Origin of the sequence: Halobacillus amylolyticus (assembly GCF_022921115.1) — a bacterium.
Classification (GTDB): domain Bacteria; phylum Bacillota; class Bacilli; order Bacillales; family Halobacillaceae; genus Halobacillus_A; species Halobacillus_A amylolyticus.
This window is the reverse complement of record NZ_CP095075.1, coordinates 2,161,370-2,173,262: the sequence shown is the minus strand read 5'-3', so window position 1 is coordinate 2,173,262 and position 11,893 is coordinate 2,161,370. Positions and strand designations below refer to the sequence as shown.

At 35.7% G+C, this 11,893-nt stretch carries 11 protein-coding genes; all 11 read left to right on the top strand.

All coding sequences use genetic code 11. From position 1 onward, the window contains the following. Positions 1-2: 2 nt before the first annotated feature. Positions 3-581: a hypothetical protein gene (locus MUO15_RS11120; protein WP_245029311.1), complete on the top strand. Its 579-nt coding sequence runs from the start codon at positions 3-5 to the stop codon at positions 579-581. Continuing rightward, entirely contained in the window at positions 578-1,441 is an 864-nt protein-coding gene (locus MUO15_RS11115; protein ID WP_245029309.1) for a hypothetical protein, read from the top strand. Before MUO15_RS11120 ends, MUO15_RS11115 begins: the two co-directional genes overlap by 4 nt. Before the next feature lie 249 nt (positions 1,442-1,690). Continuing rightward, positions 1,691-1,948, top strand: coding sequence for a hypothetical protein (locus tag MUO15_RS11110; RefSeq protein ID WP_245029307.1), 258 nt, complete (start codon positions 1,691-1,693; stop codon positions 1,946-1,948). Further along, entirely contained in the window at positions 1,945-3,108 is a 1,164-nt protein-coding gene (mobP2, locus tag MUO15_RS11105) for a MobP2 family relaxase (RefSeq protein ID WP_245029305.1), read from the top strand. The genes MUO15_RS11110 and mobP2 overlap by 4 nt, the downstream gene beginning before the upstream one ends. A 10-nt stretch (positions 3,109-3,118) precedes the next feature. Next, positions 3,119-3,547 (top strand): hypothetical protein, encoded by a 429-nt coding sequence (locus tag MUO15_RS11100; RefSeq protein WP_245029304.1) that lies wholly within the window; start codon positions 3,119-3,121, stop codon positions 3,545-3,547. Positions 3,548-3,587: 40 nt separating this feature from the next. After that, on the top strand, positions 3,588-3,869 hold the full coding sequence (locus tag MUO15_RS11095) for a hypothetical protein (RefSeq protein ID WP_245029302.1): 282 nt from the start codon (positions 3,588-3,590) through the stop codon (positions 3,867-3,869). Further along, a complete protein-coding gene (locus MUO15_RS11090; RefSeq protein ID WP_245029301.1) occupies positions 3,856-4,404 on the top strand; it encodes an ArdC family protein in 549 nt (182 codons plus the stop codon). Before MUO15_RS11095 ends, MUO15_RS11090 begins: the two co-directional genes overlap by 14 nt. Further along, entirely contained in the window at positions 4,392-5,345 is a 954-nt protein-coding gene (locus MUO15_RS11085) for an ImmA/IrrE family metallo-endopeptidase (RefSeq protein ID WP_245029299.1), read from the top strand. The genes MUO15_RS11090 and MUO15_RS11085 overlap by 13 nt, the downstream gene beginning before the upstream one ends. A 59-nt stretch (positions 5,346-5,404) precedes the next feature. Next, the gene (locus tag MUO15_RS11080) at positions 5,405-6,340 is read left to right on the top strand and encodes a toprim domain-containing protein (protein WP_245029297.1); all 936 of its coding nucleotides are present in this window, start codon (positions 5,405-5,407) and stop codon (positions 6,338-6,340) included. Positions 6,341-6,549: 209 nt separating this feature from the next. Next, positions 6,550-7,311 (top strand): DNA methyltransferase family protein, encoded by a 762-nt coding sequence (locus tag MUO15_RS11075; protein ID WP_245029296.1) that lies wholly within the window; start codon positions 6,550-6,552, stop codon positions 7,309-7,311. Then, positions 7,304-11,662 carry an Eco57I restriction-modification methylase domain-containing protein gene (locus MUO15_RS11070; RefSeq protein WP_245029294.1) on the top strand — a complete coding sequence of 1,453 codons (4,359 nt, stop codon included), beginning with the start codon at positions 7,304-7,306 and terminating at the stop codon, positions 11,660-11,662. Before MUO15_RS11075 ends, MUO15_RS11070 begins: the two co-directional genes overlap by 8 nt. Positions 11,663-11,893 lie beyond the last annotated feature (231 nt).

Genomic DNA, 11,893 nt, shown 5'->3' with positions numbered 1-11,893 from the left:
CAATGAATAAGCGAACACTTTTTAGTCTGTTTTTGATATTACTCATTACGATTACAGCGTTTAATGTGTACGTTCAATACACAGCTTCAAACGATCAACTTCAGGCAGAAATAAAACACCTTAAACAGGAAAATCAGCAGGTGATAAAGGAAAGGAATTCTTTAAAACAGACCCTGAATGAACAGGATCCTTCGAAGATCCAAAAACATCATGAAGCTATAGTAGACCAAGTTTCTCTTTTTATTAAGACGGCTTTCGTGCACAAAAAAGAGACTTATCAGGAACGGAAAAAGATAGCAAATTCGATTATGAGTAAGGAGTTAGTGAACACGTTTTTTCCTACAGAAATGTATGAAAGAGAAACAAAAACGAGCGTGGATAATGTTGAAGTATTTATTAAAACAGGGAATCTACCCAACAACCATGCGACAGTATTAGTCAGGCTAACTCATACGCTATATTCTTTACAGGGTGACCAAAAGCAGGTATCTCCTGTGTTCCTAGAGTTAAGCGTTCAGCTCCAGGAGGACCATTGGGTGGTCACGGACTTTAAGGCTGTGAGAAAGGAGAAGAACGGATGAACCGACAAACGAAATTGATTACAGAACACACCTCGAAAAGATATTTAATTGGAGTAAGCGTCATGGCTATGGCGCTTCTTTTTTTCTTGTTTTCCGGCTTTTTGTTTGGAGATGAAAGTCGCTCCAAAGTTCAACAAACACCATTGGATGAACCATTAAACTTACGCGGAGCCGGGGAGTTAGAAGTTGAAAATTGGGTCTACAATCCATCAAAGGAACTAATGGTTGTCACTTTGAATATTGATAAATCTACTTCCTTACTCAATGATAAATTGAGCTTTGTTGCTCAAGAAAAAGAACATCCGAGAAGGAAGATCCCAACCACAGTGGAGTATCAAAATGATGGTCGCTATGTCATTAGTATCCAACAGGTAAGTCCTTCTTTTGATGTGATGGCTTTAGACATTAACAAGGAAGAAACAAACAATCTTACGTTAAAAGAAGATGAACAAAATTCATCGAAAGGAGGTGAGGAAAGCAATCAATTGGCCCGTATTTACACCGATCAAAGCAAAGTTAAAACGGATCTAAATCTAGGTGTAAAAACAATGCAAGAATATGAACTTGCTGCCCTTTCCCAAGAGGTTAAAAAAACAAAAGAAACAATAAAAGAAAAGGATGAAAGTATCCAATCCATTGGTGAGCGTTTGGAGGAAATCGATCAAAAGATCGTTGAGTTAGAGTCGGAGCGCTTATATGAAACGAAGGAGGAAAAAGAACAAACCGATGCTCAAATTCGCCAACTGAAAAATGAAAAAGAACGACTCCACCGAGATAGTTTAGAATACAAAACGGCCATCAAGACTCTTAAAGAAAAGCTCAAAATGTTAAAGGAAAAGCAACGGATGATTTCAAATTAATTGTAGACATTGGAGAAAAAGTGTCAACACAAGGGACGCACATCTCCTGTGCAGGGACCACACATCAGGGTAAATGCACGAATAAACGTTCCTATTTTAGCCGCACAGCGACCGCACATCTGGAGATTTTCTTGTTCCCTCGTTTTGCCCGGCTCTGCCGGGATTCACACGCCAAGTGGGAACAAAAACCCCTTATGCTCTTCTCTTTATTTACTAGTTTTAGGGACTTCATCAAAAGGAGTGATTGTAATGGAAGTAAGAATTCGTTATATGGATCCGAAAACCGTTCAACGAATTGACGAACTAGCGGAAGAAAAAGGATTAAGCCGGCAAGAGTTTTTACATGCACAGTTGCATCAGTTAGCGGTCTTTCGAGAAGAGAATAATCGTGAACAACGACTTCAGCAATTAGTCGATCGAAACATCCAAACGATGGCTCATTGTTATACAGCTATTCGAGAAATGAACGATCTCTTACAAATTGAAGAACCAGGTGAAGAAACATGAGTGAAACCGTAACGCCTGGAGTGGTTTTAAAAACAAAATTCGTAACCGCGAATAAAAAAGGATTCCAAGATTATGTACAATATGTGGATCGAGAAGAGGCTAAAGGAAAAGGGGATGCTCATCGGTCCATGTTTAGTTTATATAATCACTATATGGACGATCCGGATAAAACATCTGCCTTGTTTACCCAGCAATCGGATCGTTTATCGGTGGAAGGAAAACAGGGCATTAAATCTTTGTTTGAACAAGCTCAAAAGAAGAACAGTATCATGTGGCAGGACATCATTACCTTTGATAATGATTGGCTTCAAAAACAAGGTGTTTATGATTCAAAGACACACACCTTAGATGAAGAAGCTTTAAAGCAAGTAACACGGAAATCTATGCAGGCCATGATGAAAAAAGAGGGATTGCAAAAGAGTGCTGTATGGTCGGCGGCTATTCACTATAACACCGATAACATTCATATTCATGTGGCTACAGTCGAACCAAACCCGACTCGTGACCGTGGAAAGCGAAAACCGAAAACATTAGACGCGATGAAAAGTGAAGTCGTGAATGGATTGTTAGATCGAACGCAAGAACGAAATCAAATTAACACGTTGATTCGTGACCATATGGTGAATGAAAAGAAAGAAAATAGCAGCATGAAATGGAGCAATAGAGAAATAAAACCTCTGTTTCTCGATGTGTATAATCACTTGCCTAAGGATAAGCGACAGTGGCACTATGGCTATCAAACGCTGAATCCTATTCGACCGAAAATTGATGAACTAACGACAAGGTATTTAGATAAGTATCACGCCAAAGATATGAACCAGCTGCATGATAAATTGAATCAAGAAGTCAACGAATTAAAACAAGCCTATGGTGATGGACCTAAGGATAAGAAGCGATATCAGCATTACAAACAAAACAAGTTGGATGACCTCTATAAACAAATGGGCAATGCGTTCTTACAAGAAATGAAACAATATGATCGCCAGCAATATCCTAGACGAACAACACAAGAAAATTCCTCCTATAAGGCCAAGCATTCAGGAATTCAATTGCAACGTTCCCTAAGAAGCATTCAACGCTCGTTGGGACAAACGTACGACCAGTTTATCAATGACTTGGATCATCAAAAGTTAGAACGAGAAATTGAAAGAGAAAGGTAGGGGTCCATGAATGAGAAAACGTCAAAATGTCACGTTGCATGAAGAGACAATTGCGTTAATTAAAGAGTATCAGGAACAGCACCATATTCGTTATCCAGGTGAAGCTTTGGATCGTATGATTGAGGAATGGGAAGCACAGAATGCGAAGGAACAATCACAAGAATATCTCATGAGTTTGATGGCTCAGCGTTTCCAAGACGTGTTTTCTGAAGAAATGAAACGGTTGCGGTTAGCAGCAAACCGAAACGATAAAAATACACAAGTACTTCTTGAATTAATGAACGGTTTTGCGATGGATCAAAACCTAGAAAGTTGTGTAACGACACCAATTTTTGAGAGCCAAGCGATGAAGGATGCGATACAAGCGGTGGAAGAAAGAATCAGTCATCAGCGTCAGAAGAGAATAAGTGCCGGAGAGACTCAACCAGCATCAAGCTAATGGTATGAATGAGTAATTATCCAACAAAGGAGTGAAAGGAATGCTTATGTTTAATAGCGATTATGAAGTAGGTGTGTTTAAGCGTTTGAGTGAAAATAATGAGCTCGTGATGGAGGTGGGGCAGGAGGAATATACCATAATGTTGAGTGATCAGGAAATGGTTGATCTTGAACAGCATTTAGTGAATCAAGAGAATCTACTCATTCCTTTCCATAAGAAAACAAAAGAACTGATATTAAATACAGAATCTAATTACGATGAGGAAGAAATGGAAGAACTCATGAACATTAGTGAGGGAGCTGAGGATCATGGCGAAGACTAAACGATCCTATAAACAGAAATCACCGGACAAGGTTAAAGAGGAGATTAATCGACTGACAGAGGGGATGGAAGAAAGTATTTCTAACCACTTTCATTCACCTGCACAAATGAAAGAGTATCTAGACTTTATGGGGAAGTTCCATCGGTATTCTCCACGTAATACAGCACTAATTGATTCACAGTTTCCTGGAGCTGAAGCTGTAGGTTCCTATGCCTTCTGGAAAGACAAAGGGTTTTCCGTAAATAAAGGAGAGAAAAGTCTAAAGGTTCTCGTACCCAATCGGTTAGGTCAGCAGTTTCAAAATGAAGAGGGCGAATGGAAACCTTTGAAATATGCGACGAAAACAGAAAAGCAACAAGTCAAAGACGGTCAACTCGATAAACGAGATGGCCGTCTTGTTTATTCTACAGGGAGTGTGTTTGATGTTTCGCAGACAACGGCTACTCAAAAGGATCTGCCTCAGATCTTTCCTAACAAATGGATCGATGGAAGGTTGAAAACTACACTAATCTTCGAAAAGGAATGGAGGCTATAGCAGATAACAATAATATTCAAATTGTAGGGCCTTATGAAGAGTTAGGAGCAGCTAAAGGCGTCAGTTACACAGGGAGAGGAGAAGTAGCTCTTAACCCACGTAACTCGGAGCGACAAGATACAAAGACGCTGTTACATGAACTCACTCATGCAAAGCTTCATACAAAGGAAAATATAAATGACTACACCAAACCAGAGAAAGAATTTCAGGCGGAAATGACAGCTTATACCGTTGCTTCATATTTCAATATTGATACCAGTGATTACTCATTGGATTATCTGCATCATTGGACCAAGGATCATGAATTTAAAGACCATGAAAAGCTATTACAAGAAGTTCAGTCAACAGCAAAAGAATTCATAACTACCATTGAAGAATCATTGGACCAAGAAAAGGAAGGGGAGAAAACAATGAGTATTAAAGAACAAAAGCATGAAGTGGAAGAGGAGAAACAAGAAAGAGAGAAGTTACCATCAGAAAGACTTCGAGATATGTACCGAAGCCAAGTGAGCAAGGATGATAAGGATAACGGGCCTTTTGTGAAGGAAGAAAAGGCCGAAGAGGAATATTCTCATCAAGACTTCAAAGACGCTTATAAAAAAGAGCTTATGAATTTTATTGAACCTACAGTCGGAAAAGAATTGGATAAAGATGAAAACAATGACCGGCAAGAACGCTTAAATCAGATGCGTGCTTTTCAAGAGACTCACAGTAAAGAAGATGTGTACCAGCTTAAGAAAGAATCTCTTCAAGAATTAAAAGAATTACCATTAACGGATCGTGGAGAGCAGAGATTATCTCAAATTGAAAGAAAGCTGGACAGAGAGTTCAATGAAGAGAAAGAAAAAGAAAGCACCACTTCGGAAATGAAGAATGGAGGGAATAAGAAGACATTTCAGCAGAAGGAAAAGCAAAAAGAAAAAGTAGAGGTTGAACGCTAGGCAGGGAGTTTTCTCCCTGTCTTTTTTTATATCTAATTTTAGAGAGGAGGAAGTGCTGCATGGCCAAACATGTAAGCGCGGACCAAGTGGAGGTTGCTCGTAATGTGGATCTCATAGACTATCTGGAGCGTAAAGGGGAGCCATTGAAGAAAGAGGGACGATATTATCGCCATCAAGTCCATGACAGCCTAGTGTTTAAAGACCAAATGTATGCCTGGAACTCTAGAGATGAAAAAGGAAATGGAGTCATTAACTTTGCCAAAATGTTTTATGGGATGAGCTTTCCAGAGGCTGTATTAGACTTGAATTCGCAAGATTATAAACTGAAATCTAAAGTCCAAGAGCAAAAACCTAAAGAACCTTATCAATACCCTTCCCACTATGAAGTGAACGATAGGACAAAGGCTAAAGATTATCTAACGAATGAAAGGAATATTCATCCTAAGATTATTAACTGGCTAGAGAGTAAAGACTTAATTGCCCAGGACAAGCTCGGGAATGTGGTCTTTAAGTGGAAGCACCAGGGAGAGATTGTAGGATCGGATCGCCAAGGAACTTCTCCAATGAAAGACGGGCGAATCTTCAAAGGCATTGATAGGAACAGCCATGGTTCGGCAGGGTTTTCGGTGGATATAGGTAAACCCAATTCCATCCACCTTTTTGAAAGCCCGATCGATGCGCTGTCTTATTGGAGTATTAAGAAGGAAAAGCTGCAGAACACTCGACTAGTTTCCATGTCTGGGCTTAAGCGCCAGACTATGATTGATGAAATTAAAAGGATAGGGAAGGAGGGCTATAAGGTGAAGAAAATAACTTTTTGTACGGATAATGATAAAGCAGGAAGGGAATTTGCTAATAAATATCATGATTTAATTTCAAACAATTTATCAAGTTTAGATTTACCTAAAAGAAATGACTGGAATGAGGAGCTAATGAATAATTCTTACTTTGTAAATATGAATTTCAAACAAAACAATTTTCCAAGGAATAGATGATGTAGTATGGGATAACCAACTATGAAGTGTTTTCTGTTATATGTTAAAATTTAGAAAATAAAGCTATCGCAGTTTATTGTCATGTTGGTTTGTTTTTTTCTTCTAGATATATTTGAGCAAGTTCTTTATATGATAAAATAAAAGCAGTACGTTTCGTTAACAATGATTTTATATTAACAGTATATATAAGTAAGGCGGGAGAGCTGAACTTGGAAGAGACAGTTATTAAATGCAAACTTCGTGTTCAGAAACATGGAGAAGTTTTTACACCGAAGAAAATAATTAAAAAAATGTTGGACATAAAAGGCGTAAAAGAAGCTTGTGAAAGTTTACCTACAACTTTTTTAGAACCATCTGCCGGGGAAGGAGCTTTTCTCGTTGCCATTCTTGAAAGAAAACTAAAGATAGTTATTAAACATTATAATGATGATTTGGTCCGATTTGAGAATTACTCCCTGTTAGCGTTAACAAGCCTTTATGGGATTGAATTATTAGAAGATAATGCTCAGACGTGTGTGTTAAATATGTTTCAAGTCTATTATGATATCTATCAAGAACAAGTCCAACTCCATAACGGAAAGTTAAAGAAAAAGGTATTAGATAGTGCTAAAGAAATCATTTCATCTAATATAAGGCAAGGAAATTTTTTAACCAGGGAAACGATAGATGGTAATCCATTAGTATTTAGTGAATGGTCTCCAATTAATATGAAGAAAACAACTAAAAACATTAAAATACAGAGAACAGAATACACTTTAGATGAAATATATGAAAATGTAGAAAAAGAATCAGGAAAGGCTATCAATAGATCCATAAATAAAACCACTCAACAACAAAAACAATTAGATATGTTTGATTTATTAGAAGAAGATGTTGTTGAGAGTGAAAATGAAATTCCCAAAGAGATGCGCTATATACCTGTTAATATAATAGATGTTTATAAATCTGAAATGGAGGAAGCCGATGGATAAAACAATAATTAAGCCTTTTGATGAAATTGAATATAAAGTGTATGGTTATACTTTGCCTGAAGTTCCTAATCATGATGGATATGTCAAAGTGGGAGATACAACAAGAAATGCAGCACAGAGAATATTTGAACAAGTAGGTACGGCTGGTTTAAATCCGGAAGTTTTATTTGAAAAAAAGGCACAGAAATCAGATGGTAAATGGTTTCGAGATAAAGACTTACATAGATTTCTGATCCAAAATGGAATCCAGAAGGAAAACTTTAATGGTCGTGCAGATGAATGGTTTTACTTTAATGGAACACCTGAAAAAGCTGAAAGATTAACCGATAAATTTATTAATCGTGATTATGATGAAATACAAATTGATGATAAGCATTCAGATTATTTATTAAGAAATGAACAACAACAGGCTGTGGAGAAAACGTATGAGTATTTTCAAAATGCTCAGGAGCCAAAAGAATTCTTATGGAATGCTAAACCACGTTTTGGTAAAACATTAACAACGTATGATTTTATATTAAATTTAAATGCAACCAAAGTTTTAATCATAACAAATAGACCTGCAATTGCTAATTCATGGTTCGATGATTTTCATAAATTTATCGCATGGCAAGAACCCCAATTGAAATTTGTTTCCGAAACAGAATCATTAAATGGTAAGGCTATGTCAAGAAAGCAATATCTTGAATTTATTGATACAACGTCTTATGAGAATCCTTCACAAATAACCTTTATATCATTGCAAGATTTAAAAGGGGCAAAATTTGCAGGTGGTAATTATGAAAAACTAGAGTGGGTAGCCGGCTTGGATTGGGATTTGTTAGTAATTGATGAAGCTCATGAAGGTATTGATACAAAAAAGACAGATATAGCATTTAGTCAAATAAAAAGGAATTTCACTCTACATTTATCTGGTACACCATTTAAAGCGTTAGCTAATAGTAAATTTTCTGAAGAGCAAATATTTAATTGGTCATATGTAGATGAACAAGAAGCTAAAGAAAACTGGGACCCAACAATTGGTGGCAATCCTTACGAAAGCTTACCTACTTTAAATTTATTCACGTATCAAATGAGTAAAATGATAGAAGATGAAGTATCGGCAGGATTAACAATAGAGGAAGAAAAAAACGTTGATTATGCTTTTGATTTAAATGAATTTTTTAGAGTGAAAGAAAATGGAAAACTTGAGTATGAAGAAAGTGTTGTTAGCTTTTTAGACAATGTATCTTCAGGAAAGTTTCCGTTTTCTGAAAATCAATATCGTAATGAACTAAATCATACATTTTGGCTCCTACCACGTGTGAATGCGGCAAAAGCACTTGAAAAATTGCTAAATGCTCACCCTACTTTTAAAGATTATACAGTCGTACTTGCGGCAGGGGATGGAGTTAGCTTACATGATGGCATAGAAGCAGAGGCGCTTGACTTAAAAGAGAACACAAAAAGTTTTGATAAAGTTAGAAACGCAATTAAACAAAGTGATAAGACGATAACACTTTCTGTAGGACAACTGACAACAGGTGTAACGATCCCAGAGTGGACAGCTGTATTTATGTTAAATAATATAGAATCACCTAGTTTATACTTTCAAGCTGCATTCCGTTCACAAAATCCGTATGAATTTGAAAAAGACGGAAAGTTATATCGTAAAGAAAATGCATATATATTTGACTTTTCACCGGATAGAACATTAAGGCTTTATGATGATCTTGCCACAGGTTTATCAGGTAGTGGTTCCAAGACAACAGCAGAAAGAAAAGGGAAAATCACAAAATTATTAAACTTCTTTCCTGTTATTGCTGAAGATGAACAAGGTACAATGCATGAAGTAAATGCTTCTGAGGTACTGACGATTCCAACACGTATTACTTCAAGGGAAGTAGTAAAAAGAGGATTTATGAGCAATTTATTATTTGCTAATATAGCTGGTATTTTTTCAGGAGATTCACCATTTAAAGAAATTCTAGATAAAATACCACCAGAGAAAAATAAAAGATTAGAAAAACCCCGCGAAGTGTCTGTCACTGATCCGCATTTAAATGATGATGGAGAAGTAGAGGTACCAAAGCAAGTAGTGTTAGGTAAATCAAAAGAACTTTTTGGAGAAAAAATTTATACATCAATTGAAGTGGTTGATGAAGTTGTATCTTCCTTTGAAGAAGCAGAGGAAAAACAAAAAGAATCCATTAGAAACCTAGCAAGAGATATAACAACATCATTTTCAGATGGTTTTAATAACTTAAAGGGTTCCTTTAAGTTAAACAAAGGACAAACTGAAAAATTAAAGGATTCAGTAAGTAATTCTATTGAGGATATTATAACTGAGAAAAGTTTGACGTTAAACAATCAAGTTAAAGAAATAGACGAAGAATATGAAAAGAAAAAGCAAGAAGCAGAGATGAGAAAAGATGAAACAGAATTAAAAGTAGTGACTCAGCAATATGAAGAAGAAAAACAAAAGATTGAAGAGTCTTTTGCCGATGAAATTAATAAAGAAGTAGAAAACACAATGAACACTGTTGTCGAAGAACAAATAGAAAAATTAGAAGAAAAGAAAAAGAAAACAACAGAAGATGATGTTCGAGATCATTTAAGAGGATTTGCACGTACAATTCCTGCGTTCTTAATGGCATACGGGGATGATCAGACTAGATTAGAAAACTTTGAAAAGAATATTGATGAAGCTACCTTTGAAGATCTTACAAGTATCACAATTGAAGAGTTCAAGAAGCTTCGCGATGGTTTCGAATATGAGGATGACAAAGGCAATATAAAAGTCGTTCATGGTCTATTCAATGAGGTAGTTTTTAATACTAGTATCCAAGAGTTTCTAGATACTAGAAAGCGTCTAGCAAATTATTTTGATGATAGTATGGAAGAAGATATTTTTAATTATATTCCACCGCAGAAAACGAACCAGATATTTACACCAAAGCATGTTGTGAAAAAAATGGTGAACATTTTAGAAAAAGAAAACCCGGGGATTTTCTCCGATAAAACAAAAAAGTTTGCTGATTTATACGTTAAAAGTGGTTTGTATATTACAGAAATAGTTAAGAGATTAAATAACGGTTTGAAAGATCAAATTCCGAGTCAAACAGAGCGTATTAAATGGATTTTTGAGAACCAAGTATATGCATGTGCACCAACCAATATTATTTATAAAATTGCCAAGAACTTTATTATGGGTGCAGAAGAATATATTTCTAATCCGAATATTATTGAGCTTGATACACTGGAATTGGCAAAGGAAGGTGTGTTATCAGAATATATCTATAAAGAATTTGGAGATGTAATGATGAGGTTTGATGTAATTATAGGAAATCCCCCTTACCAAGAAGAAGCTAGAGGTACAAGTTCAAGTGATGATCCTATTTATCACTTGTTTATGAAAGAAAGCTATAAGATAGCAGATATTGCTATGTTTATAACACCAGCAAGATTTCTGTTTAATGCTGGAAAAACACCATCCTCGTGGAATAAAGAAATGTTAAATGATCCACATCTATCTGTTGAATATTATGAAGGAGAAAGTAGTAAAATATTTCCTAATACATCTATACCTGGAGGGGTAGCTGTTACCTATAGAAATGTAAACATACACTTCGGAGAAATAGGAACATTTGTAAGTTTTCCAGAATTAAATTCAATTATGAAAAAAGTATGGAAGTCCAATCCACAAAGTATTAGAGAAATAATCTACTCACAAAATAAATTCAATTTACAAGAATTATACAAAGATTTTCCAAAGTATAAGAAAATAATAGGAAGTGAAGGGAAAGACAAACGCTTTAGACAGATTATTATGGAACGTTTAGACGTATTTACGGAATCTATGAAAAACAAGGATGATATCAGGACTCTCGGACTAATAAATAGAAAACGTGCATATAGATTTATTCCCCGTAAATATGTTGAAAACGAAAAATGGTTGGATAAGTATAAAGTATTTGTACCATTTTCTAATGGAGCTTCGGGAACTTTAGGTAAGGAGCCAGCACGTTTAATAAGTGCTCCAGTTTTGGGTAAACCTGGAGATGGTATGACACAAACGTTTATTGGTTTTGGAAGTTACTCAACGGAAACTGAAGGAAGAAATCTTTTACTCTACATTAAATCGAAATTTGTACGAGTTATGCTGGGTATTTTAAAGGTGACTCAGGGGAATAAATCTGATACATGGGAATATGTTCCTCTTCAAGATTTCTCTGGAACGTCAGATATAGACTGGTCAAAAACGATTGCAGAAATAGATCAACAACTTTATATGAAATATAATTTAAATCAAGAAGAGATTGACTTTATAGAAAATCACGTATTATACCTTAATGAAGGAAGTGTAGAATAATTTATAAATCAAAGTAAGTAGATTTTAATATTTGGAACAGCATACTACTTACAGAGGGGAGGTCGTTTTAGAATCACGACTTAATGTAAACATGATCGCACTTCTGACTGGATATTGACTGGATTTTTTTATTAATACATATATCCTATTTGATCTCGTGCTAATAACATAAAGTTGGAACACCGATTATTTAAGGGTAATTACGTCTTATCTTCTATTATTTATTTAATA

What these genes read in the sequence shown, in the direction of transcription:
- MUO15_RS11080 (WP_245029297.1), top strand. Translation starts at nt 5,405, where the DNA reads ATGGCCAAACATGTAAGCGCGGACCAAGTGGAGGTTGCTCGTAATGTG.
- MUO15_RS11070 (WP_245029294.1), top strand. Translation starts at nt 7,304, where the DNA reads ATGGATAAAACAATAATTAAGCCTTTTGATGAAATTGAATATAAAGTG.
- MUO15_RS11110 (WP_245029307.1), top strand. Translation starts at nt 1,691, where the DNA reads ATGGAAGTAAGAATTCGTTATATGGATCCGAAAACCGTTCAACGAATT.
- MUO15_RS11095 (WP_245029302.1), top strand. Translation starts at nt 3,588, where the DNA reads ATGCTTATGTTTAATAGCGATTATGAAGTAGGTGTGTTTAAGCGTTTG.
- mobP2 (WP_245029305.1), top strand. Translation starts at nt 1,945, where the DNA reads ATGAGTGAAACCGTAACGCCTGGAGTGGTTTTAAAAACAAAATTCGTA.
- MUO15_RS11090 (WP_245029301.1), top strand. Translation starts at nt 3,856, where the DNA reads ATGGCGAAGACTAAACGATCCTATAAACAGAAATCACCGGACAAGGTT.
- MUO15_RS11115 (WP_245029309.1), top strand. Translation starts at nt 578, where the DNA reads ATGAACCGACAAACGAAATTGATTACAGAACACACCTCGAAAAGATAT.
- MUO15_RS11120 (WP_245029311.1), top strand. Translation starts at nt 3, where the DNA reads ATGAATAAGCGAACACTTTTTAGTCTGTTTTTGATATTACTCATTACG.
- MUO15_RS11100 (WP_245029304.1), top strand. Translation starts at nt 3,119, where the DNA reads ATGAGAAAACGTCAAAATGTCACGTTGCATGAAGAGACAATTGCGTTA.
- MUO15_RS11085 (WP_245029299.1), top strand. Translation starts at nt 4,392, where the DNA reads ATGGAGGCTATAGCAGATAACAATAATATTCAAATTGTAGGGCCTTAT.